This is a genomic window from Bradyrhizobium sp. HKCCYLRH3059 (assembly GCF_051168035.1).
GTDB lineage: Bacteria > Pseudomonadota > Alphaproteobacteria > Rhizobiales > Xanthobacteraceae > Bradyrhizobium.
Map to the genome: position 1 here is coordinate 225,324 of NZ_JBNPUF010000007.1, position 24,280 is coordinate 249,603.

The 24,280-nt window shown below is 65.1% G+C and carries 19 protein-coding genes; 10 read left to right on the plus strand and 9 right to left on the minus strand.

Features of this window, described 5'->3' with window-relative positions:
• Positions 1-77: 77 nt before the first annotated feature.
• From fcl to ACQR13_RS22630, 3 genes are all read right to left on the minus strand, one after another.
• A complete protein-coding gene (gene fcl / locus ACQR13_RS22620; protein ID WP_434863256.1) occupies positions 78-1,031 on the minus strand; it encodes a GDP-L-fucose synthase in 954 nt (317 codons plus the stop codon).
• On the minus strand, positions 1,015-2,097 hold the full coding sequence (gene gmd, locus ACQR13_RS22625; protein WP_315825111.1) for a GDP-mannose 4,6-dehydratase: 1,083 nt from the start codon (positions 2,095-2,097) through the stop codon (positions 1,015-1,017). The genes fcl and gmd overlap by 17 nt, the downstream gene beginning before the upstream one ends.
• A gap of 132 nt (positions 2,098-2,229) precedes the next feature.
• A complete protein-coding gene (locus ACQR13_RS22630; RefSeq protein WP_315753574.1) occupies positions 2,230-2,904 on the minus strand; it encodes a Crp/Fnr family transcriptional regulator in 675 nt (224 codons plus the stop codon).
• 329 nt (positions 2,905-3,233) lie between these two features.
• On the opposite strand from ACQR13_RS22630, the gene ACQR13_RS22635 reads away from it, so the two are divergent.
• From ACQR13_RS22635 to ACQR13_RS22680, 10 genes are all read left to right on the plus strand, one after another.
• Complete coding sequence (locus tag ACQR13_RS22635) at positions 3,234-4,055, plus strand: ABC transporter ATP-binding protein (protein ID WP_315712912.1); 822 nt, start codon at positions 3,234-3,236, stop codon at positions 4,053-4,055.
• Positions 4,052-5,983 (plus strand): long-chain fatty acid--CoA ligase, encoded by a 1,932-nt coding sequence (locus ACQR13_RS22640; protein ID WP_434863257.1) that lies wholly within the window; start codon positions 4,052-4,054, stop codon positions 5,981-5,983. Before ACQR13_RS22635 ends, ACQR13_RS22640 begins: the two co-directional genes overlap by 4 nt.
• 121 nt (positions 5,984-6,104) lie before the next feature.
• Positions 6,105-6,998, plus strand: a complete 894-nt coding sequence (locus ACQR13_RS22645) for a branched-chain amino acid ABC transporter permease (protein WP_316166153.1) — start codon at positions 6,105-6,107, stop codon at positions 6,996-6,998.
• A gap of 3 nt (positions 6,999-7,001) precedes the next feature.
• Positions 7,002-8,075 carry a branched-chain amino acid ABC transporter permease gene (locus tag ACQR13_RS22650; RefSeq protein ID WP_315712915.1) on the plus strand — a complete coding sequence of 358 codons (1,074 nt, stop codon included), beginning with the start codon at positions 7,002-7,004 and terminating at the stop codon, positions 8,073-8,075.
• Positions 8,076-8,133: 58 nt separating this feature from the next.
• A complete protein-coding gene (locus ACQR13_RS22655) occupies positions 8,134-9,420 on the plus strand; it encodes an ABC transporter substrate-binding protein (protein WP_316169712.1) in 1,287 nt (428 codons plus the stop codon).
• A 166-nt stretch (positions 9,421-9,586) separates the two neighbouring features.
• Positions 9,587-10,423: an ABC transporter ATP-binding protein gene (locus ACQR13_RS22660; RefSeq protein ID WP_315712917.1), complete on the plus strand. Its 837-nt coding sequence runs from the start codon at positions 9,587-9,589 to the stop codon at positions 10,421-10,423.
• 126 nt (positions 10,424-10,549) lie between these two features.
• Positions 10,550-11,770 (plus strand): phenylacetate--CoA ligase family protein, encoded by a 1,221-nt coding sequence (locus ACQR13_RS22665; RefSeq protein WP_434863258.1) that lies wholly within the window; start codon positions 10,550-10,552, stop codon positions 11,768-11,770.
• A 136-nt stretch (positions 11,771-11,906) separates the two neighbouring features.
• Complete coding sequence (locus tag ACQR13_RS22670; protein ID WP_316191404.1) at positions 11,907-13,097, plus strand: CaiB/BaiF CoA transferase family protein; 1,191 nt, start codon at positions 11,907-11,909, stop codon at positions 13,095-13,097.
• Positions 13,098-13,264: 167 nt separating this feature from the next.
• Positions 13,265-13,426 (plus strand): hypothetical protein, encoded by a 162-nt coding sequence (locus ACQR13_RS22675; RefSeq protein WP_315712919.1) that lies wholly within the window; start codon positions 13,265-13,267, stop codon positions 13,424-13,426.
• A gap of 896 nt (positions 13,427-14,322) precedes the next feature.
• Positions 14,323-17,382 carry an autotransporter outer membrane beta-barrel domain-containing protein gene (locus tag ACQR13_RS22680; RefSeq protein ID WP_434863259.1) on the plus strand — a complete coding sequence of 1,020 codons (3,060 nt, stop codon included), beginning with the start codon at positions 14,323-14,325 and terminating at the stop codon, positions 17,380-17,382.
• Between the two features lie 66 nt (positions 17,383-17,448).
• Here ACQR13_RS22680 and ACQR13_RS22685 read toward each other — a convergent pair whose 3' ends face one another.
• The 6 genes from ACQR13_RS22685 to ACQR13_RS22710 all read right to left on the minus strand — a co-directional run bounded on the left by ACQR13_RS22685 (position 17,449) and on the right by ACQR13_RS22710 (position 24,188).
• Entirely contained in the window at positions 17,449-18,969 is a 1,521-nt protein-coding gene (locus tag ACQR13_RS22685) for a tripartite tricarboxylate transporter permease (protein WP_316183848.1), read from the minus strand.
• Between the two features lie 119 nt (positions 18,970-19,088).
• Complete coding sequence (locus ACQR13_RS22690) at positions 19,089-19,631, minus strand: tripartite tricarboxylate transporter TctB family protein (RefSeq protein ID WP_315753558.1); 543 nt, start codon at positions 19,629-19,631, stop codon at positions 19,089-19,091.
• A gap of 32 nt (positions 19,632-19,663) precedes the next feature.
• On the minus strand, positions 19,664-20,650 hold the full coding sequence (locus ACQR13_RS22695) for a tripartite tricarboxylate transporter substrate binding protein (protein ID WP_315825115.1): 987 nt from the start codon (positions 20,648-20,650) through the stop codon (positions 19,664-19,666).
• Positions 20,651-20,783: 133 nt separating this feature from the next.
• Positions 20,784-21,581: an enoyl-CoA hydratase/isomerase family protein gene (locus tag ACQR13_RS22700; RefSeq protein WP_315753554.1), complete on the minus strand. Its 798-nt coding sequence runs from the start codon at positions 21,579-21,581 to the stop codon at positions 20,784-20,786.
• Entirely contained in the window at positions 21,581-22,774 is a 1,194-nt protein-coding gene (locus ACQR13_RS22705; protein ID WP_434863260.1) for a pyridoxal-phosphate-dependent aminotransferase family protein, read from the minus strand. The genes ACQR13_RS22700 and ACQR13_RS22705 overlap by 1 nt, the downstream gene beginning before the upstream one ends.
• A 208-nt stretch (positions 22,775-22,982) precedes the next feature.
• The gene (locus tag ACQR13_RS22710) at positions 22,983-24,188 is read right to left on the minus strand and encodes a pyridoxal-phosphate-dependent aminotransferase family protein (RefSeq protein ID WP_315753550.1); all 1,206 of its coding nucleotides are present in this window, start codon (positions 24,186-24,188) and stop codon (positions 22,983-22,985) included.
• Between the last annotated feature and the right edge of the window lie 92 nt (positions 24,189-24,280).

Genomic DNA, 24,280 nt, shown 5'->3' on the forward strand with positions numbered 1-24,280 from the left:
CAAACGGCACATTCCGCGCGTCTCACAGCATCCGGTGGTTATGGGTCACGGCTCGAGGCCGGGACGACAGCGGAGGGTTACGCTTGCGCGTGCCCCCTCTCCTGCAGGAACGCTTGATACGCGCGCGCGATGCCGTCCTTCAGCGACGTCGTCGCGCGCCAGCCGAGCGCGGCGAGGCGCGACACGTCGAGCAGCTTGCGCGGCGTGCCGTCTGGCCGCGAGGTGTCGAAGCTGATCCGTCCCTGATAGCCGACCGTCGCCGCGACCACACGGGCGAAATCGGCAATCGTGATGTCCTCGCCGGTGCCGATGTTGACCAGCCCGGCGTCGGAATAGGTCTTCATCAGGTGCACGCAGGCATCCGCCATGTCGTCGACATAGAGGAATTCGCGCCGCGGCGTTCCCGTGCCCCAGACGACCACCTCGGGCGCATCGGCGAGCCTGGCCTCGTGGAAACGGCGGATCAGCGCCGCGACCACGTGGCTGTATTCAGGATGGTAGTTGTCGCCGGGACCATAGAGATTGGTCGGCATCACGTTGATGAAGTCGGCGCCGTACTGGCTGCGATAGGCCTCGACCATCTTGATGCCGGCGATCTTGGCGATCGCATAGGGCTCGTTGGTCGGCTCCAGCGGCCCGGTCAGCATGGCGTCCTCGCGCAGTGGCTGCGCGGCAAGCTTCGGATAGATGCAGGAGGAACCGAGAAACATCAGCTTCTCGGCGCCGTTCACATGCGCGGCGTGGATGACATTGGCAGCAATGGCAATGTTGTCGTAGATGAACTCGGCGCGCAGCGTGTTGTTGGCGACGATGCCGCCGACCTTCGCCGCAGCGAGGAACACGACCTGCGGCCTGGCGCGCGCGAACCATGCGAACACCGCCGCCTGGTCGCGCAGATCGACCTCGCTACGCGGCACCGTCAGCAACTCGACGCCTTCGCTCGCCAACCGCCGCACCAGCGCGCTGCCGACCATCCCGCGATGGCCGGCGACGAAGACACGCTTGCCGCGGAGATCAAACGGCGTGGCCACTGCTCGCCTCCCGCCGCGCGGCGCACAGATCGCTGGCGACCATCTCCTTGACCAGTTGAGCGAAGCTCGTCCTTGGTTTCCATCCGAGCTTGTCGCGCGCCTTGCTGCAATCGCCGATCAAGAGGTCGACCTCGGTCGGGCGGAAATAGGTCGGGTCGATCCGCACCACCGCCTTGCCGGACTTGGCGTCGATCCCGGTCTCCTCGACCCCCTTGCCGCGCCATTCGATGCGGCGACCGACCTCGGCGAAGGCGAGTTCGACCAGTTCGCGCACCGAATGGGTCTCACCGGTCGCCAGCACGAAATCGTCGGGCGTATCGGCCTGCAGGATGCGATGCATGCCCTCGACATAGTCGCGCGCATGGCCCCAGTCGCGTTTGGCCTCGAGATTGCCGAGATAGATCGTCTCCTCCAGGCCGGTTTCGATGCGGGCGACGCCGCGGGTGATCTTGCGGGTCACGAAGGTCTCGCCACGGATCGGGCTCTCGTGGTTGAACAGGATGCCGTTGCAGGCGAACATCCCGTAGGCCTCGCGATAGTTCACCGTGATCCAGTAGCCGTAGAGCTTGGCGCAGCCATAGGGCGAGCGCGGATAGAACGGCGTGGTCTCCCGTTGCGGGATCTCCTGCACCAGGCCGTACAACTCCGAGGTCGAGGCCTGGTAGAAGCGCGTCTGCTTCTCCATTCCGAGAATGCGAATGGCTTCCAACAAGCGCAGAACCCCGAGCGCGTCGGCATTGGCGGTGTATTCCGGACTCTCGAAGCTGACGCCGACGTGGCTCTGGGCGGCGAGATTGTAGATCTCGTCGGGGCGGATCTGCTGCACCAGCCGGATCAGGTTGGTGGAATCGGTCATGTCGCCGTAGTGCAGCAGGAACGGCACGTTGCCTTCGTGCGGATCCTGGTAGAGATGGTCGATCCGCGCGGTATTGAAGGACGATGACCGCCGCTTGATCCCGTGCACCGTGTAGCCGAGACCGAGCAGATATTCGGCCAGATACGCGCCGTCCTGGCCCGTGACGCCCGTGATCAGCGCCACGCGGCCGCTGCAGTCCTTCCCCGCCATGCTCACTCCAACACCGTCGCGCCCCCTCGGGCCGAAGTTCCCGGCGAGCAGTCCACAGCCGAAGCCGCCGGTCAAGCTCGACGGAAAACAGGCGTTGGATCAATCCCGTATCGGCGCAACGAGAAGCAGGACCTAATCCCCGTAGCAGCGCAGGCGGTCGAGATCGAGCACCGTCACCCCGCCATACTCCACCCGCAGCAGGCCCTCGCGCTCCAGCGTCTTGAGACACTGATTGGCGTTCTGCCGCGACAGGCCCGACAGCGCGCCGATCTCCTCCTGGGTGATCTCCAGATGGCGGGTCGTATTCGGGTAGAGGATCGGATTGAACAGCGAGGCAATGCTGCGGGCGAGCCGCGCCGTCGCATCCAGCGTGCGGCCGACCTCGACGAGGCCAATGAACTGGCCGAGCCGCTCGTTGAGCTGGGTGACGAGGAAGCGGTTGAAGCCGACGCTGTTCTCGAACAGCCGCATGAAGGTCGGCCGCTCCATCAGCGCGACGCGCGTATCGCGCAGCGCCACGACGTCATAGCGGCGCAGCTCGTTCTTCAGCACGCTGCCCTCGCCGAACCAGGCGCCCGCCGACATGCCGGCGAATGTCGTCGCCTTGCCGCCGCGCGACACCGTGCTCATCCGCGCGAGACCGGTGACGATCCCGGTCCAGTAGTCGAATTGGTCGCCGCGAAGGAAGATGTGCTCGTTGGCCGCAAACGACCGCTCGACGATGCCGGCCGCAGCCGTGTCGATTTCCTCGGGCTTCAGATGGCGGGACCAGGGCGCGATGCGCAGAAGGGTATCGGGAGAGATCAAGCCGGCATCTCGTCTCGTCGAAGCTCGCGGCGACCATATTGCATCGCAACAATCCTGCAGTGAATATTGCCTGGGAATTGTCAGGCGCAAGACAATTCCTGATAGCGCTTTCCCCTATCGAGGACCACCGTCTTCGACTCGCGCCTCTGGACACCGACGAGGCGCATCGAGATGCGGCAAAATGCGCCCGCCCGGGCGGCCCGTCATTCGTCGGATGGCGCGGAACCGATGCCCGGGATAGGATTGCACCCAATGCGACGAACTCAACGTCGCGCGACACGATGCCTTGAAGAGCGCGCCAAGCGCCGAAGACAGTTCGGGAGGACGACTTGGACTATACGTTGGAAGCGCGCGGAGTGTCGCTGCGTTTCGGTGGGGTGCGAGCCCTGACCGACGTCAGCTTCGGCGTGCGCGAGGGCGAGTTGTTCTCGATCATCGGCCCGAACGGCGCCGGCAAGACCTCGATCGTCAACTGCATCTCCGGCCGCTACAAGCCGACCGAGGGCCGCCTGTTCCATCGCGGCCGCGACATCACCGGCCTGCCACCGAGCGCGCGCGCCAACATCGGCATCGGCCGCACCTTCCAGAACCTCGCGCTGTTCCACCACATGAGCGTGCTCGACAATATCATGGTCGGGCGCCATCACCTGCTGAAGAACAATTTCCTCACCGGCTCTCTGTATTGGCTCACCGGCGCGCGGCGCGAGGAGCTGAAGCATCGCGAGAAGGTCGAGCAGATCATCGACTTTCTCGACCTGCAGTCGGTGCGCAAGGCGCCCGCCGGCACCCTCTCCTACGGTTTGCGCAAGCGCGTCGAACTGGCGCGCGCCATGGCGCTGGAGCCGCATCTGATCCTCCTCGACGAGCCGATGGCCGGCATGAACTTCGAGGAAAAGGAGGACATGGCGCGCTACATCGTCGACCTCAACGAGGAATTCGGCATGACGGTCGTGATGATCGAACACGACATGGGCGTGGTCATGGACATCTCCCATCGCGTCATGGTGCTCGATTTCGGCCGCAAGATTGCCGAGGGCGACCCGGCCGCCGTGCTCGCCGATCCTCACGTCAAGCGTGCCTATCTCGGCGAGGAGGACGAACTGCTGGTCGATCCCGACGAGGCGCCGTCCATCGCGGAGGACGCGGCATGATGGACTATGCGGGTCGCGTCAAGCAGGCCGACACCTATCCGAAGCTGCTACGGCTGAACGCGAAAGAGCACGGGACGGAGATCGCGCTGCGCGAGAAGAATCTCGGGCTGTGGCGCACCTTCACCTGGGCCGACTACCAGGCGCGCGTGCGCGATTTCGCGCTCGGCATGGTGGAGCTCGGCCTCGGCAAGGACGACGTGATCGGCATCATCGGCGACAACCGGCCGGACTGGGTTGCCGCGGAGGTCGCGACGCATGCGATCCGGGCCATGAGCCTCGGGCTCTATCGGGACGTGCTCGACGACGAGGCCGCCTACCTGCTCAATTACGGCGAGGCGCGACTGGTGTTCGCTGAGGATGAGGAGCAGGTCGACAAGCTGCTCAACCTCGCCGAGCGCGTGCCGGCGCTCAAGCACATCGTCTATTCCGATCCGCGCGGCATGCGCAAATATGACGATCCCAGGCTGCTGCCGGCGGACAAGCTCGCCGAGCTCGGCCGCAACCGGGCGGCGCGCGAGCCCGATCTCTACGACCGCATGGTCGATGCAACCGTCGGCGACGACGTCGCCATCCTCTGCACCACCTCGGGCACGACCTCGCATCCAAAGCTCGCGATGCTCTCGGCCGCGCGCGTGCTCAAGCATTGCGCCACCTATCTCGCCTTCGACCCCAAGGGACCGCAGGACGAATACGTCTCGGTGCTGCCGCTGCCCTGGATCATGGAACAGGTCTATGTGCTCGGCAAAGGTCTGCTCTGCCGGATGAAGGTCAACTTCGTCGAAGAGCCCGATACGATGATGAACGACTTCCGCGAGATCGCGCCGACCTTCGTGCTGTTCGCACCGAGGGTGTGGGAGCAGATCGCGGCCGACGTCCGTGCCGCCGTCATGGACGCCTCGCCGCTGAAGCAGCGGCTCTATCATCTGGGCATGTCGACCGGCCTTGCCGCGCTGGAGAGGGGCCAGCATTCGAGCCTTGCCGACATGCTGCTGTTCCGGGCACTGCGCGACCGGCTCGGATTCACCCGGTTGCGCTCGGCCGCCACCGGCGGCGCCGCGCTCGGGCCCGACACGTTCAAGTTCTTCCGCGCCATGGGCGTGCCCTTGCGCACGCTCTACGGCCAGACCGAGCTGCTCGGGGCCTACACGCTGCACCCGGCCGACAAGGTCGATCCGGACACGACGGGCGTGCCGATGGCCGAGGACATCGAGATCAAGATCGACCAGCCCGACAGCCAGGGGATCGGCGAGATCCTGGTACGCCATCCGAACATGTTCCTGGGCTACTACAAGGCCCCGGAAGCCTCGGCCGCCGACGTCAAGGACGGCTGGATGCATTCGGGCGACGCCGGCTATTTCAACGAGGCGAAGCAGCTCGTCGTCATCGACCGCATCAAGGACCTCGCCGAGACCGCGCGCGGCGAACGCTTCTCGCCGCAATATATCGAGAACAAGCTGAAGTTCTCACCGTATATCGCCGAGGCCGTCGTGCTCGGCGCCGGCCGCGAGCATCTCGCCGCGATGATCTGCATCCGCTACTCGATCATCTCGAAATGGGCGGAGAAGAACCGCATCGCGTTCACCACCTACTCCGATCTCGCCTCGCGCAACGAGGTCTACGCGCTGTTGCAGAAGGAGGTCGAGACCGTCAACGCCCACCTGCCGCCGGCGCAGCGCATCGCCCGCTTCCTCCTGCTTTACAAGGAACTCGACGCCGACGACGGCGAGCTCACACGTACGCGCAAGGTACGTCGCAGCGTCATCAACGAGAAGTACGCCGATATCATCGACGGCATCTATGGCGGCAAGCCTGCCATCCCCGTCGATACCGTCATCCGCTTCCAGGACGGCACCACCCAGCGCATCCGCACGACGCTGAAGGTGGTGGATCTGGGTGGACATGGCGCCATGGCGGAGGCCGCGGAGTGATGCGCCTTCTGCCACATGAGGTCGTCATGCGCGGGCTTGACCCGCGCATCCATCCTCTTCCGAAAACCTCCTTCGCGATGGATCGCCGGGTCAAGCCCGGCGATGACGAGTGAGAACGATCATGAACACCGCCTTCCTCATCCAGCTCCTGGTCAACGGCCTCGTCGTCGGAACGCTCTATGGCGTGGTCGCGATGTCGTTCGTGCTGATCTACAAGGCGACCCAGGTCGTCAATTTCGCGCAAGGCGAGCTGCTGCTGATCGGCGCCTGGGTGTGCTGGGCATTGCTGACGAAATATCAGGTGCCGTTCTGGGTCGGCATGCCGCTGACGCTGGTCTTCATGTTCGCGTTCGGCATCGCGATCCAGGTCGTGATCCTCCGTCCGATGATCGGGGAGCCGATCATCTCCGTCATCATGGTCACGATCGGCCTTTCGACCGTGTTCCAGGCGGCGCTGAAATGGATGTTCGGCGTCAACCCGCAGCCGTTCCCGCCAGTGTTCGCCAGCACGTCCGTCGACCTGTTCGGACTTCAAATCCAGACGGTCTACGTCATGAGCCTCGTGGTATCGGTCCTGATGATGCTCGGCATGGCTTGGTTCTTCAAGGCCTCCAAATATGGCCTGGCGATGCGGGCAACCGCCTTCAACCAGCAGGTCGCGCAATCGCTCGGCATCTCCGTGAAGAACGTGTTCGCGATGGCCTGGGCCATCTCGGCAACAGTCTCGGCCGTGGCCGGTGTTGTCGTCGCCGTGGTCAACGGCGTCTCCTCCGGCCTGTCGGCCTACGGCATCAAGGTTTTTCCGGCGGCGATCCTCGGCGGCCTCGACTCGGTCGGTGGCGCCGTGCTCGGCGGCATCATCATCGGCCTCCTCGAGAACATCGCGCAATATGTCGACAGCCAGTATCTGCACTGGGGCAATCTGTACGAGATCGCGCCATTCTACGTGCTGATCATCATCCTGATGATCAAGCCCTACGGCCTGTTCGGCACCAAAGACATCGAGCGGATCTGAATCATGGTTGCGCGCTCCACGATACCCGCCGGCGACTTCCGCACCTCCTACGCGGCCGACACCACGATCTTCCCGACCAGAACCAGCCGCAATTTCGCGATCGCCGGCGTGATCCTCTTGTGCTTCGCGCCGCAGGTGTTCTCCGAATACTGGCTGTCGGTCTCGATCCAGATCGGCATCTTCGCCATCGCCGCACTAGGCCTCAACATCCTGGTCGGCTTCACCGGCCAGATCTCGATCGGACAGGCCGGCTTCTTCCTGCTCGGCGCCTTCACCTCGGCCTATATCAACAACACCTACGCGATCCCGGTGTTCTTCGCGATCCCGCTCGCCGGGGTGATCACAGCACTCGTCGGGCTGATTTTCGGACTTCCGGCGGCGCGGCTGAAGGGTCTCTATCTCGTCATCGCCACCCTCGCCGCGCAATACATCCTGCTCGACTTCTTCTCCCGCGCCGAGTGGTTCTCCGGCGGCTCGGTGCCGGCCTCCGCCAATCCGTTCTCGATCTTCGGCTATACGCTGCGCGGCGACCGGCAATATTTCTACGTCGTGCTGGCCTATGTCGTGGTGTGCTACCTCCTGGTCACCAACCTGATGCGCACCCGCGACGGCCGCGCGCTGATCGCAATCCGCGACCACTATCTCTCGGCCGAGATCATGGGCATCAACCTGACGAAGTACCGGACGCTGTCGTTCGGCCTCGCCGCGTTCTTCGCCGGCATTGCCGGCGCGCTCTACGCGCACTACCAGCTGGTGATCTCGCAGGAAGGCTTTGGCATCGAGCGCTCGATCCTGTTTCTCGCCATGATCATCATCGGCGGCACCGGTTCGATCATGGGCACCCTGATGGGGACAGCATTCGTCGTTCTGCTGCCGGAATCGATGGAATGGCTGAGCCACCACCTCAAGGGCGGCGCGATCGACAAGGCGCTCGCGCTCAACAACAACATCACTTTTTTGCGCGAGATCGCGATCGGCCTGATCATCATCGCCTTCCTGATGTTCGAGCCCGACGGGCTGGCGCATCGCTGGCGCCAGATCAAGACATACTGGAAGCTCTATCCGTTCTCACATTGAACTCAACCAACAGGGACCGGCGACAATCCGGCCCGAACGCATCACAGGAGGAAGCACTATGACGATGAAATCATTGCTCGGCTCGGCGGCGCTGGCGCTGCTCGCAGGCGCCTTCGCCTCAACCGCGCAGGCGCAGCAGATCGCAATCGGGCATCTGCAGGATCTCTCGGGCGGCACGTCCGACGTCGGCACGCCCTATGGCCAGGCCGTGATGGACACCTTCGCCTGGGTCAACAAGAACGGCGGCATCGGCGGCAAGCAGCTCGCGGTCGACAGCAACGACTACGGCTACCAGGTGCCGCGCGCGATCGCGCTGTACAAGAAGTGGTCGGCCCCGGACAACAAGGTCGCGGCGATCATGGGCTGGGGCACCGCGGACACCGAGGCGCTGACCGGCTTCCTCGCCAACGACAAGATCCCTGACATGTCCGGCTCCTACGCCGCCGCGCTGACCGACCCTGAAGGCACCAGCGGCAAGGCCAAGGCCGCGCCGTACAACTTCTTCTACGGCCCAAGCTACTCGGACGCACTGCGCGCCGAGCTGACCTGGGCGGCCGAGGACTGGAAGGCCAAGGGCAAGCCCGGCAAGCCGAAATTCGTGCACATGGGCGCCAACCATCCCTATCCCAACGCGCCGAAGGCCGCGGGCGAAGCGCTCGCCACCGAGCTCGGCTTCGAGGTGCTGCCGCCGCTGGTGTTCGCGCTGGCGCCCGGCGACTACAGCGCGCAGTGCCTGAGCCTGAAGAGCTCCGGCGCCAACTACGCCTATCTGGGCAACACCGCGGCCTCCAACATCTCGGTGATGAAGGCCTGCAAGAATGCCGGCGTCGACGTCCAATTCCTGTCCAACGTCTGGGGCATGGACGAGAACGCCGCCAAGACCGCGGGCGATGCCGCCGACGGCGTCGTCTTTCCGCTGCGCACCTCGGTGGCCTGGGGCGGCGATGCGCCGGGCATGAAGACGGTGCAGGAGATCTCCAAGATGTCCGACCCGACCGGCAAGGTCTATCGGCCAGTGCACTATGTCGCCGCGGTCTGCTCGTCGCTCTACATGAAGGAGGCGATCGAGTGGGCTGCGAAGAACGGCGGCGCCACCGGCGAGAACGTCGCCAAGGGCTTCTACCAGAAGAAGGACTGGGTGCCCGCAGGGATGGAAGGCGTCTGCAGCCCCTCGACCTGGACCGACAAGGATCACCGCGGCACGATGAAGGTCGACCTCTATCGCGCCAAGGTAACCGGCCCGACCGATGGCGACCTCAACGATCTCATGGCCAAGGGCGTGATCAAGCTCGAGAAGGTCAAGACCATCGAGCTGCCGCGCAAGGCGGAATGGGCGGGTTGGTAAGTTGCCAGGCGGCCGCTGAATCAACTCAGCAGCCGCTCCGCACGCCATCGTCATCCCCCGCGAAAGCGGGGGATCCGGTACGCCGCGGCTTCTCCACCGAGCATCGGCGGCTCTGGAATACTGGGCCCCCCGCCTACCGCGGGGGACGACAGTGAGGTGAACGGATATGGTTGAGACCCTCGATAAGCCCAATGCAAATGCGACCGCGAGCGCAGCCCCCCTGCTCTCCGTCCGCAACATCGAGGTCGTCTATGACGACGTCATCCTGGTGCTGCGCGGCCTCAGCCTCGACGTGCCCAAGGGCGCGATCGTTGCGCTGCTCGGCGCCAACGGCGCCGGCAAGTCGACGACGCTGAAGGCGATCTCCGGCCTGTTGAAGACCGAGGACGGCGAGGTCACGCGCGGCGAGATCATGTTCGACGGCACGCGCATCGACGGCATCGATCCGGAGAAGATCGTCCGGCGCGGCATCTTCCAGGTCATGGAGGGCCGCCGCATCGTCTCCGACATGACGTCGCTAGAGAACCTCAAGCTCGGGGCGTTCACGCGATCCGATCGCGAGGTCAACAGTGACATCGAGATGGTGTTCAACTATTTCCCGCGGCTGAAGGAACGCACCGGCCTTGCGGGTTATCTTTCCGGCGGCGAACAGCAGATGCTGGCGATCGGACGGGCGCTGATGGCGCGGCCGAAGATGATCCTGATGGATGAGCCGTCGATGGGCCTGTCGCCGCTGCTGGTGAAGGAAGTGTTCGCGATCATCAAGGAGATCAACAGGGATCTCGGCGTCACCATCCTGCTGGTCGAGCAGAACGCGCGCGCGGCGCTGTCGGTGGCCAGCCACGGCTACATCATGGAACAGGGAAAGGTGGTGCTCGACGGCACCGCCGACAGCTTGCGCGACAACGAGGACGTCAAGGAATTCTACCTCGGCGGCGCCGGCGACCAGCGCAAGAGCTTCAAGAACCTGAAGAGCTTCAAGCGGCGGAAGCGGTGGCTGTAGCCGAACTCTCTCCTCGTCATGGCCGGGCTTGACCCGGTCATCCACGCACGAGCCGCAACGACGAACGACGTGGATGCCCGGGACAAGCCCGGGCATGACGACCGCAAGATTCAAGGACTGGGTACGATGACCCACTACGACGCCCTCGAAACCCGTGATCCCGCAGCCCGCGAGCAGGATCTGTTCGGCCGCCTGCCCGACGTGCTGCACGCGGCGATGAAGGCGCCGGCCTATGCCGCGCTGCTGCAGGGCATCGATCCCCAGGACATCACGACGCGCGCTGCGCTCGCGCAACTGCCGGTGCTGCGCAAATCCGAGCTGCCTGCCCTGCACAAGGCGGCCCCGCCATTCGGCGGCTTCGTCGCGCAGGCGCCCGGCGCGTTCTCGCGTCTGTTCACGTCGCCCGGGCCGATCTTCGAACCGGAGGCGGCGCACAGCGATCCCTGGCGCGGCGCCCGCGCCCTGTTCGCCTCGGGCTTCCGCAGCGGCGATATCGTACTCAATACCTTCAGCTATCACCTCACGCCCGGCGGCTTCATCTTCGACGCCTCGGCGCGTGCGCTCGGCTGCGCGGTGATCCCGGCTGGCCCGGGCAACACCGAGGCGCAGTTCGAGCTGATCGAGGCCTATCGCCCGATCGGCTACAGCGGCACGCCCGACTTCCTGAAGATCCTGCTCGACAGCGCCGCCAGCGCCGGCCGCGACGTGTCCTCGCTCAAGCGCGCGCTGGTGTCGGGCGCGGCGTTCCCGCCGTCGCTGCAGGCCGAGATCAAGGCGCGCGGCGTCGATGCCTATCAGGCGTTCGGCACCGCCGATCTCGGCATCGTCGCCTACGAGACCGCAGCGCGCGACGGCATGGTCGTCAACGAGGACCTGATCTTGGAGATCGTCCGCCCCGGCACCGGCGATCCGGTGGCGCCAGGCGATGTCGGCGAGATCGTCGTCACCTCGCTCGATCGCCACCATCCCTGGATTCGGCTTGCCCTCGGCGACCTCACCGCCGCCCTGCCCGGCACCAGCGCCTGCGGCCGCACCAACATGCGCATCAAGGGCTGGATGGGCCGCGCCGACCAGACGACCAAGATCAAGGGCATGTTCGTGCGCCCCGAGCAGGTCGCCGAGATCGGCAAGCGCCACCCGGAGCTCGGCCGCCTCCGCCTGGTCGTCACCCGCGCCGGCGAGACCGATGCGATGACGCTGAAGGCGGAATGCGCCTCGCCATCAGATGGCCTGCAGGACGCGCTCGCCGCCAGCCTGCGCAACATCACCAAGCTCGGCGGCAGCATCGAGCTGATCGCACCAGGCACGCTGCCCAACGACGGCAAGGTGATCGCCGACGAGCGGTGAAGTCCTCGCGTTGTTCCCGTAGCAGGAAGCCCTGCGCCAGCGGCATGAGCGGGGCGGCCCGCACCACCCGCACGCAATTGTCGCCTCCCGCGCGCTCTCCTATACAGCCATGTCACGTTCTCTCGGAGTTCGTCGCATGGCCTTTCCGCGCGCGTCCAAAGCCCTGTCCCGCTTCACTGTCCTCGATTTGACGCGGGTGCGCGCCGGCCCGACCTGCGCGCGGCAGTTCGCCGATTGGGGCGCCAACGTCATCAAGATCGACGCCATGATGGAGGATGGTGGCGAGGCCCTGGGCGGCCCGCGCCGCGGTTCCGACTTCCAAAACCTGCATCGCAACAAGCGCGCGATGACGCTCAACTTGAAAGACCCAAAGGGCGTCGACGTGTTCATGCGACTGGCCAAGCGGGCCGATGTCGTGATCGAGAACTATCGCCCTGATGTGAAGACCAAGCTCGGCATCGACTACGAGGCCGTGCGCAACGTCAATCCGCGCATCGTCTATGGCAGCATCTCCGGTTTCGGCCAGGACGGCCCCTATGCGAAGCGGCCGGGCTTCGATCAGATCGCGCAGGGCATGGGCGGGCTGATGTCGATCACCGGCGCGCCTGGAGAGGGCCCGATGCGCGCGGGCATCCCGATCGCCGATCTCTCCGCAGGCCTGTCCTGCGCGATGGGCATCCTCACCGCGCTGCTCGAGCGCGAGGTCTCCGGTGAGGGCCAGTGGGTGCAGACGTCGTTGTTGCAGGCGCAGATCTTCATGCTCGACTTCCAGGCCGCACGCTGGCTGATGGAGAAGGAGGTCGCCCCTCAAGCCGGCAACAACCATCCGACCAGCATTCCGACCGGCGTGTTCAAGACTTCCGACGGCTACATCAACATCGCCGCCACGGGGGGGCGGATCTGGGAGCGGCTGTGCCAGACGCTCGGCGCGCCCGAATGGATCGACAATCCGGACTACGCGACCGCGCCGGCGCGCTCCAAGAACCGCGATGCGCTCAACGCCGAGATCAATGCGCGCACGCTGGCGAAGACGAGCGAGCAATGGGTCGCCGAGCTCAATGCCGCCGGCGTGCCCTGCGGGCCGATCTACGCGATCGATCAGATGTTCGAGGACCCGCAGGTGAAGCATCTCGGCATGGCGCAGCAGGTCGCCAGCGACGACGGCCGCGACATCACGCTGGTGGCGCAGCCCTTCACCTTGTCGCGCACGCCGAGCCGGATGGCGGCACGGCCGCCGGAGTTCGGCGAGCAGACCGAGGAGATCCTCTCCGAGTTCGGCTTCACCGATGGCGAGATCGCCGATCTCCGGCTGCACCGCGTCGTGTGAGCAGGTGCAATATGACCAAGCTGCGGCATCCCGCCGCTGTGGCCCAGATGTCACCACGTTGGAACTTCGACCTGGGCGGGATTGAGGCCAGAGCGAGACCGCGTTAACCTCTTCGCATCAGTTGATCGCGGACCCCTTCGGCCCGCGCGTGTGAGGAGTAGCCTTCCATGAGCGCGACGGAATTGAACGAGTTTCTGACGGCGATGGACATGGTGCGCGACGTCAACGCGGCCGCTCTGAATCACGTCGGCGTTCTGCCGTTCGACGAAACGATGCTCGACAACGAGTCCGACTGGTACCACATGCCGGTTGCGGAGAAGGCCCACTGAGGCTGACTTACCTCGGGTCCGCGCGCTCGCTGACCTGAATCATCTTTGCTCGAAGCCTTCGTTCCGAAAGCCGGACGGAGGCTTTTTCTTTTCGAGGGCGGCGGGATGAGCTGCGAACTCTGATCCGCCGAACGCAAAAAAAAGCCCGACGCACGCGCCGGGCAAGGTGATCGTCTCGGGAGGAAACATCAGGGCGCGATGACCAGAGATCAGGCACCGCGCGTGAGCAGAACGATATCTGCCCATGAATGGAGCCTATCACCGCTCTGCCTAAAATGCTGTCATCGCAAAGACACAACCTCTGGAGAAGCGCCCGACGGCTTCGAACATCGGTACGATTGTTTTGGTGTTCCCAGCCAAGCCCTATCCACCACAATCCGCGAACCAATTACGGCATGGTCCCAATCAGAAACTCGCAACTGATGCCGATGGTCGTGGGAGCCTCAGCGTGTGGCCTGTTCACCCGCCGCGTTTGGCCGGCTCGGTCCGCGAGGCTGACGCGCAGGGAGAATCTGGGCAATTCAGGTGCTCGTCGCGGTCTATCCGCAGCGTTTGAGGCAGGATCGCTGATGCCACAGCCCATGCTGCACAAGCCCGCCGCATGCGCGCCGTTCGGTTGCGGAACGACCACGCACAACCGGAGGCGGAGGCTGGTTCGTATCGAATGTTGCACGACGGTCACAGGCAGCGACGAACTTAGGCCATCTCGAAATCCACCCAAAAAATCACAGTACCCGCCGAGGCGATCTTGGCTGCGATATGCCGTCTGGCACGATTGGAGGCGCCTGACGGCGCCTGCATGACATGGATTCAATCGCGAAGATGCAAAGGCTGACGTGCTGATCGCAAACCGATCCGGTCCCCATACGGTCTCGCGCTCGAGGCGGTTGTGCTGGTTGTCAGCGGCCGCGCTGGTCACCCCGGTGCTTGCGGCGGCGCCAGCCATTGCGCAGGCCACCAGAGGCGGCGCCGGCGGCAGCAGCCAGGACACCTTCGCCAATGGCGGTGCCAGCTCGGCCACGGCCGTTGGAAATGTCGGCGCCAACGCACCTATTCCTACCCGAGGCGGCGGCGGTGGCGGCGCCGGCACACTCGGCGGGGCCGGCGGCAGCGATTCGACCGGTAGCGCGCCGGGTGGCAGCGGCGGAATCGGTCCGGGCGCCAACGGAATAAGCGGTCAAAGCGGCTTCTCGATTCACAGCGGAGGCGGAGGTGGTGGTGGCGCACATGGCGCCGTCGTAACCACGGACACGAGCAACTCCGCAGCGGTGTCGGGCGGCAATGGTGGACGTGGCGGCGCCACCACCGGGGATTTCGGAGGTGGCGGCGGCGGCGCCGGCGGATACGGGGTGGTCGTCGATGGCAGCGGGCTCACCTACAGCAATGGCAGCAGCATCACGGGAGGCAAGGGCGGCAATGGCGGCGCGGCTGCCTCGCTAAATGTCGTCGTGAATGGCTGGGGTGGCAATGGCGGCCAGGGCGGTTACGGTATCTTTCTGACGGGAAGCAGCGTCGTGCTGACCAACGCCGGCACCATCAAAGGCGGTGGCGGCGGAAATGGTGGTGACGCGCCATCCAGCACCCAACCGAATGCGAGTGGCGACGGTGGTAGTGGTGCCGCCGGCGTCGCCTTCGCCGCGGACGGCACGCTGATCAACTCCGGCACCATCACCGGCGGCGACGCAGGCGTGGCCGGCGCGACGGATACAAGTCACTCCGGCACGGCTGGAACGGCCGGTGCGGGCGTCATCGGCGCCAATCTCGCGATCATCAACAGCGGCACGATCTCGCGCGGTAACGGCTTCGGATTGTTCGCGGCCCCCGCCGCCATCAGCTTCACCGGCGGCAGCAACGTGCTGGAGATCTGGGCGAGCTCGATCATCAATGGCAATGTCGTCGGCACCGGCACCGATACGTTCCGGCTCGGCGGCGCCGCGAACGGCAGCTTCGACGTTTCCACGATCGGCGCGACCGCGCAATTCCAGGGCTTCTCGAGTTTCGTGAAGACGGGCACCGCGACCTGGACGCTGACCGGCACGACGACCGCGGTTACGCCGTGGAGCATCAACCAGGGCGCGCTCGCGGTGTCATCAGATGCCAATCTCGGCGATGCTTCCGGCGGCGTGTCGTTCGGTGGCGGCACGCTGCAATATCTCGCCGGCTTCAGCTCCAGCCGGAACGTGACCCTCAATGCCGGCGGCGGCACGTTCGATACCAACGGCAACAACGCGACACTCAGCGGGACGATTTCGGGCACGGGCGGGCTCACCAAGGTCGGCGTAGGCATCCTGACCTTGTCAGGCACCAGCAGCTACACCGGGGCGACGACCATCGACGGCGGCGTGCTCGACGTCGAAGGTGCGATCACGAACACCTCTGGGGTGACCGTGAATGCCGGCGGCACCCTGACGGGTGCGGGTCTCGTCGATCCGCCGATGACGGTCGGCATCAATGCCGGCGGCACGCTGGCGCCCGGCAATGGCACCGCCGGCTCGTCGATGACCATCGTCGGCAATCTCGCCTTCCAGTCCGGTGCGTACTATCTGGTGCAGCTCGATCCGACCACGGCCTCATTCGCGAGCGTCACCGGATCGGCCACCCTCGGCGGCGCCACCGTCAACGCCGTGTTCGGCACCGGCGGCGGCTATATCGACAAGCGCTACACCATCCTGACCACGAGCGGCGGCATCTCGGGCGGCTTCGGATCGGTGGTGAAGACCAACCTGCCCTCCGGCTTCAAGACCAGCCTGAGCTACGACGCCAACAACGTCTATCTCGATCTGATCCTCGCCTTCGCCGTGCCCGGCGGACTCAACGGCAATCAGAAGACGGTCGGCGATACGCTATCGGCGTTCTTCGATCGCACCGGCGATATTCCCGTCGTGTTCGGCAAGTTGAACCAGGCGGGCCTCACGCAGGCGTCCGGCGAGAGCGCCACCGACGTGCAACAGACCACGTTCAACGCCATGAGCCAGTTCGCCAGCCTGCTGACCGATCCCTTCGCACAACGTCAAGCCAGCGGCGGGGGCGCGATCAGCTATGCTGACACATCCCGCAAGCGCACCGATGCTTTCGCGATGCTGACTGACGACAGGCCGGCCGACTTTGCGCAGCGCTGGAATGTCTGGGCGGCGGGCTTCGGCGGCTCGCAAACGACCAGCGGCAATGCAGTCGTCGGCTCCAACGATACCACCAGCCGCATCGCCGGCACCGCCGTCGGCGCCGACTACCGGATCGCACCGCGCACGATTGCGGGCTTCGCGCTCGGCGGCGGCGGCACCAGCTTCAGCGTCAACGGCCTCGGCTCCGGCCGCTCCGACCTGTTCCAGGCCGGCGCCTATCTGCATGATCATATCGGCCCGAGCTATCTGAGAGCGGCCCTGGCCTATGGCTGGCAGGACGTCACCGCGGATCGCACCGTCACCATCTCCGGTGTCGACCGGCTGCGCGCGACCTATCAAGCCAATGCCTGGATCGGCCGCATCGAGGGCGGCACGCGCTTCGTCGCTCCCATAGGCGGCATCGGCCTGACGCCTTACGCGGCTGCGCAGGTGACGAGCCTGCGCCTACCGGCCTATGTGGAGCAGGCCATCTCCGGCACGTCGACCTTCGCACTGAGCTACACCGGCAAGACCGTCACCGACACACGCACCGAGTTCGGCCTGCGCACCGACAAGTCCCATGCGCTGGCAGACGGCGCCCTCACCTTGCGCGGCCGCCTCGCCTGGGCGCACGACTTCAATCCCGATCGTTCGGTCGCGGCGACGTTCCAGACGCTGCCGGGCGCAAGCTTCGTCGTCAACGGCGCCGCGCAGGCGCGCGACTCCGCGCTGACGACGACCTCGGTCGAGATGAGCTGGCAGAACGGCTGGAGCGCCATGGCGACGTTCGAAGGCGAGTTCTCGAGCGTCACCCGTTCCTATGCCGGCAAGGGCAGCGTGCGCTACACGTGGTAGGAACGGCGTAGCCGATCGAGCGCAGGCATCCAGCTGGCAGGGCACGGGTGATCAGCGACAACCGTACTAAGCCTCGGCCTTCGCGGCCGGCGCTCCCGACTTGCTGAAGCTCGCGATCACACGATCGATCAGCGGCCAGAACAGCAGCACGATCGCCAGCGTCGTGATGGTGCCCACCAGCCCGTTCGCCCAGAACACCTTCATGTTGCCGCCGGAGATGATCATCGACTGCCGGAACGCGTCCTCGGCACGGCTGCCGAGCACCAGCGCCAAGGTGAACGGCGCCAGCGGGATCTTGATCTTCTTGAAGACATAGCCGACGACGCCGAAGCCGAGCATCAGCCAGACGTCGAACATCGCGTTCTGGATCGCGTAGGCGCCGATCGCGCAGGACACCACGATCATCGGCGCCACGGCCGCGAACGGCACGCGCAGGATCGAGGCGAAGATCGGCACGGTGGAAAGCACGAGCACGAGGCCGACGACATTGCCGAGATACATCGAGGCGATCAGGCCCCAGACGAAGTCCTTGTGCTCCACGAACAGCAGCGGGCCGGGATTGAGGCCCCACACCATCAGGCCGCCGAGCAGGATCGCCGCGGTGCCCGAGCCAGGAATGCCGAGCGCCAGCATCGGCAGCAGCGCCGCCGTGCCTGAGGCATGCGCGGCCGTCTCAGGCGCGAACACGCCCTCAATGCGTCCCTTGCCAAAACTGTCCGGATTCTTGGAGAATCGCTTGGCGAGGTTGTAGCCCATGAAGGAGGCCGCGATCGCGCCGCCCGGCGTGATGCCGAGCCAGCAGCCGATCACCGAGGAACGCAGCAGCGTCATCCAGTATTTCGGCAGGTCCTTCCAGACGGCGAGCACCGTGCGCAAGGAGATCGCGGCGGCGTGACCGCGCAGCGCCAGGCGTTCCTCCATCGTCAGCAGGATCTCGCTGATGCCGAACAGGCCGATGACCGCGACCAGGAAGTTGATGCCGCGCAACAGATCGGTCGAGCCGAAGGTCATCCGCAACTGACCGGACACGGTGTCCATGCCGACGCCGGCAAGCAGCAGACCGAGCGCCATCGCAATGACCGTCTTGTGCTTGTCCTCGCGTCCCAAGCCCACGAATGAGCAGAAGGTCAGGAGATACACGGCGAAGAATTCAGGCGGACCGAACTTCAACGCAAACGACGAGATCCAGGGCGCCAGGAAGGTGATCAGCATCACCGCGACCAGCGAGCCGATGAACGACGAGGTGAAGGCGGCCGTCAGCGCCTCCGCCGCCTTGCCCTGCTGCGCCATCGGATAGCCGTCGAAAGTGGTCGCCACCGACCACGCCTCGCCGGGAATGTTGAACAGGATCGAGGTGATGGCGCCGCCGAACAGCGCGCCCCAGTAGATGCAGGACAGCATCACGATGGCCGAGGTCGGGTCCATCGAGAAGGTCAGCGGCAGCAGGATGGCGACGCCGTTGGGCCCCCCCAGCCCGGGCAGCACGCCGACGAAGACGCCGAGCACGAGCCCAACCATCATCAGCAGCAGCGTCTTCCAGGTCAGGAGGACCGCGAACCCGTGCAGCAGCAGACCCAAGGCTTCCATGATTTCATTCCAACTGTTTCCTCGTCATTGCGAGCGCAGCGAAGCAATCCAGAGTCGAGTGCGCAGCCCTGGATTGCGTCGTCGCGTTGCTCCTCGCAATGACGGGGGAGAGACCGGTGTCAGTACCCGAACGCCGCTTCGAGCGGGCCCTTCGGCATGATCACGTCGAACACGACATCGAACGTCACGAACATCACGGCGCTGAACAGGAACGCCGTGAGCAGCGATTTCCAGATCGCGATCTTGCCGACGAGACGCATGAACCCGGCGATGAGCAGGAAGCTCGCGACATAGATGCCGAGAAACTGCATCGCGATGCAGAACAACAAGGTCGGCACGAACACGGCCATCACGCGCCGCAGCTGCGCGCGCGTCACGAAGGTCTCGACCGCTTCCTTGCTCGACAGGAAGGCGGCACCGATCCCGTAAAGGCTGGCGCCGCCGAGGATCACCGACAGATAGAACGGAAAGTAGCCGGGCTCCGGACCGGTCGAGTCCCAGGACGCGCCGGTCCGCCAATTGTCCCAGGCGAGTACGGACGCGAGCGCGAGCAGCAGCAGCGACACCGCGACGTCGACGGTCCGGGTAGAGGTGACGGCCGGAGAATTCTCCTCCGGCGCGGTCGGATCGTCGACGGCAATCTCGAGCTCAGCGTTGGACATCGATCCTCCTCATCCCCTCGCCCCGCCCAGCCTCACTTGGCGACGAAGCCGGCTTCCGTCATCAGCTGCTTGTTGAGCGAGCCGTCCTCTTCGAGGAACTGCAGCATGTCCTTGCCGGTGAGGAAGATCGGCTTCAGCGCCTGCTTCTCCATGTAGTCCTTGTACTCCGGTGTCTGCACCAGCTTGCTGAACAGGTCGACGTAGAACTCCTGCTGTTCCTGCGTCACCTTGCCCGGCAGGAACATCGCGCGCAGCATCAGGTATTGCACGTCCAGCCCCTCCTCCTTGCAGGTCGGAATGTCGTTCCAGGACTGCGTCTCCGTGACCTTGGTCGTGTAGGAGATGCGCTCCTTGTCGAACACGCAGAGCGGACGCACCTGGCCGGCGCGCCAGACTTCGAGATTCTCGGAAGGATTGTTGACGTTCGCTTCGGTGTGCCCGCCGACCAGTTGGGTCGCAGCCTCGCCGCCCGACTTGTAGGGCAGATAGGAGAACTTGGCTCCGGTCTTCTTCTCCATGAAGACCGTGAGCACGTGATCTTCGCGCTTAGAGCCGGTGCCGCCCAACTTGAACGGCGAGCTCGACGCCTTGGCAGCCTCGATGAACTCCTTCACCGTCTTGGGGCCGTTGACGTTGTCCCACAGCACGAACTGATCGAGTGCGATCACCGCGACCGGCGACAGCTCGTGCCAGTCGAACGGCAGCTTGGCCGACAGCGGCAGCATGTAGATCAGCGAATAGGCGATCAGGATCTTGTTCGGATCGCCGTCGCTGGACTTCATGTACATCAGGGCTTCGGCGCCCGACGCGCCGCCCTTCAGCGACACGACAACCGGCTGCTTCAGAAGATTGTTCTTCTGAATGGCAGCCTGCATCATCCGCGCCATCTGGTCTGATGCACCGCCAGCGCCTGCGGCGACGACAATCTCGACCGGCTTGGTCGGCTCCCAGCCGGCAAAGGCGGGCGCAGTTGCAAAAAAGGCCGCCGTTGCGGCCGCGATCTTGATGAGTTTGCGCACGTGTTTTCTTCCCCGTTCGAAGCGCCAGCTTGCATCCTACCAGGATACTGCTGGCTTATTGTGGTCAGTTCAAGAACACAAGCATGATGCGGCCTCATGTTCCTCGGCATAAGGTCGCAAGCACGGCATTGGACTACTTGCCTTTCCAATTCGGCGTCCGCTTGTTGAGGAACGCCTCCATCCCCTCGCGGAAATCCTCACTCATATAGGCGCGCAGGATCAAATCCTCGCCCTCGTCCCGCGACAGGGTCCGGCGAATGCGGCGCACCGCCTCCTTGGTCACCTCGAGGGTGATCGGCGCGTGCGAGGCGATGAGCCTCGCGGTCTCCAGCGCGCGTGTCTGCAGCGTCTCGACGTCAGGCACGATCTCGTTGAGCAGACCGAGCGCGAGCGCCTCCGGCGCCTCGACCAACCGTGCCTTGAAGATCAGATCCTTGGTGCGCGCCGGTCCGATCAAGGAGACCACGCGCGAGATGTTCGACATCGACAGGCAGTTGCCGAGCGTGCGCGCGATCGGAAAACCGATACGTGCCGTCTCGGTGCCGATGCGAATGTCGCAGCAGGCGGCAATGCCGGCGCCGCCGCCGGTGCAGGCGCCCGCAATCGCCGCAATCACCGGCACACGGCACAGCTCCAGCGTGCCGAGCACGCGGTCGATCCGCGCCTCGTAGTCGAGCGCATCCTGCGCGGTCTTGAAGGCGCGGAATTGCGAGATATCGGTGCCGGAGGCAAACGCCTTGTCGCCCGCACCGGTCAGGATCAGCGCCTTGATCGACCGATCGGCGTTGATGGCCTCGCAGATCGAGGCCATCCGGTCGTACATCGCGAAGGTCATCGCGTTGCGCGCCTGCGGCCGGTTGAAGGTGATCTTGGCGATGCCGTCGTCGACGGCATAGATCAGATCGTCGGAGCCGGTCACAGGCGCGGTCATCAGGCCACCTTCGGGATTGGCGCCGCCTCGCGCGCCTTCAGGACGTCCATTGCCGCGAGCACGCCACCGGCACGATGCGGCACATTGGCGAGCGCAAGGCCCATCTCGACGCCGGCGAGCGTCCCCATCAGCATCAGGTCGTTGAAATGACCGATGTGGCCGATGCGGAACACCTTGCCCTTGATCTTGTTGAGGCCGGTGCCGAGCGACATGTCGAAGTTTTCCAGCACGGTCTTGCGGAACTGATCGGCGTCATGGCCTTCGGGGATGACCACGCCGGTCAGCGCCGGCGAATGCGCCTGCGGATCGGCGCATTGCGTGTCGAGGCCCCACGCCTTCACGGCGGCGCGCGTCGCAAGGCTGTGGCGGCGGTGGCGGGCGAACACGTTCTCGTGCCCCTCCTCCTCCAGCATCTTCAGCGCCTCGTTGAGGCCCATCAGCAGATTGCAGGCCGGCGTGTACGGGAAGGTGCCGAGCTTGTTGAAGGTGATGATCTCCTGCCAGTCCCAGTAGGAGCGCATGCCGGGATTGGCCTTGGCGGCGGCGAGCGCCTTCTCCGAGACGGCGTTGAAGCCGAGGCCCGGCGGCAGCATCAGGCCCTTCTGCGAGCCCGCAACGGAGACGTCGATGCCCCACGCGTCGTGCTCATACTCCATCGAGCCGAGGCCGGAGATGGTGTCGACCATCAGGAGTGCCGGGTGGCCGGACCGGTCGAGCGCCTTGCGCACCTCGAGCGGCGGCGTTAGGCAGCCGGTCGAGGTCTCGTTGTGCACGACGCAGACGGCCTTGATCTTGTGCGCCTTGTCGTCGACCAGACGCTGCTCGATCGCCGCGATGTCGGCGCCATGACGCCAGTCGCCGGGGATGAAGTCGACGTCGAGCTTGAACTTGTCGGCGATGCCCCGCCACAGCACAGCGAACTGGCCGGTCTCAACCATCAGCACCCTGTCGCCGGGCGCGAGCGCGTTGACGATCGCGGCTTCCCACGCGCCGGTGCCCGACGACGGATAGATGATCACCGGCTGCTTGGTGCGGAAGATGCGCTGGCTGGCCGCCAGCACGGCGAAGCCGAGCTCCGCGAACTCCGGACCGCGATGGTCCAAGGTCGGCATGTCCATCGCGCGCAGCACGCGGTCGGGCACGTTGGTCGGTCCCGGAATCTGAAGAAAATGCCGTCCCGTGTGCACAGTCATTGGCGTCCATCCCCGGTCATTTGGTTGGTGCGCGGACGTGGCATCCCACGCGCTGGTCGCGCTTTTCTCCCGCCAGACCGCTGGCGTCAATAAAGAAGACGCAAGCACCGATCGCTCCGGGCTGACATCCCTCAGATGCACACAAATCCCCTTCTTCTGTGCAGTGCGGCATAGCGGGACGCCCCAGCTTGCTGCACGCGGTTTGGCCTCATTTCACCGCCGCAAGCTGGCGCGGCGCATTGCCCTGCGATGGCTCATCCAGCAGCACCATCGCGGCATCGACACCGCCCGCGCGATGCGGCACGCCGACCGCACGCAGCCCCATCTCGACTCCACTCAGCGCCGCCATCAGGGTCAGCGCATTGCACTCGCCGAGATGGCCGATGCGAAACACCTTGCCCGCGACCTTGGACAGGCCCGAGCCGAGCGACATGTTGTAATTGTCGAGCACGACCTGGCGGAACTGATCGGCGTCATGGCCCGGCGGCATCAGCACGGCGGTCAGCACCGGGGAAAAATCCTTCGGCTCCTGGCACAGCACCTCGAGACCCCAATGCTCGACCGCGGCGCGGGTCGCGGCCGCAAGCCGCTGGTGGCGCGCGAACACCTGGTCGAGTCCCTCCTCGAGCAGCATGGCAATCGCTTCGCGCAGGCCATAGAGCAGGTTCGTCGCCGGGGTATAGGGGAAGAAGCCGTTCGCGTTCAGCTTCAGCATGTCCTCCCAATCCCAGAACGAGCGCGGCATCTTGTTGGCCTTGGCAACAAGGCGCGCCTTGTCCGAGACGGCGTTGAAGCCGAGCCCCGGCGGCAGCATGAAGCCCTTCTGCGAGCAGGACACGGCGACATCGACCTTCCACTCGTCGAAGCGGAAGTCGGCCGAGGCGAGACCGGAGATGGTGTCGACCATCAGCAGCGCCGGATGCTTGGCGCGGTCCATCGCGGCGCGCACCTCACCGATCCGGCTGGTCGCGCCGGTCGAGGTTTCGTTGTGCACGACCATCACCGCCTTGAGCCGATGACCGGCGTCGGCGACCAACGCCTCCTCGATGACGGCAGGGTCGACGCCACGGCGCCAGTCGCCGGGAATGAAGTCGACCTCGATTCCCCACCGCGCCGCCATCTGCCGCCACAGCGTGGCGAAGTGGCCGGTCTCGACCATCAGCACCTTGTCGCCCGGCGACAACGTGTTGACGATGGCAGCCTCCCAGGCGCCGGTGCCCGAAGACGGATAGATGATCACCGGGCTCGTGGTCTTGAAGATCGCCTGCGAGCCGCCGAGCACGGCCTTGCCGAGTTCGGCGAACTCGGCGCTGCGGTGATCGATCACTGGCATGTCCATCGCCCGCAGCACCCGCTCGGGCACCGGACTCGGGCCCGGAATATGCAAGAAATGACGGCCTTGGGGACGGGTCACGACAGAGCTCCGGGCGACGACGGCATTCTGGCACCCATAATTGCATTCAATTCTTCAGCATGCAAGAGCTCAATCGCATGCACGCACGAGGT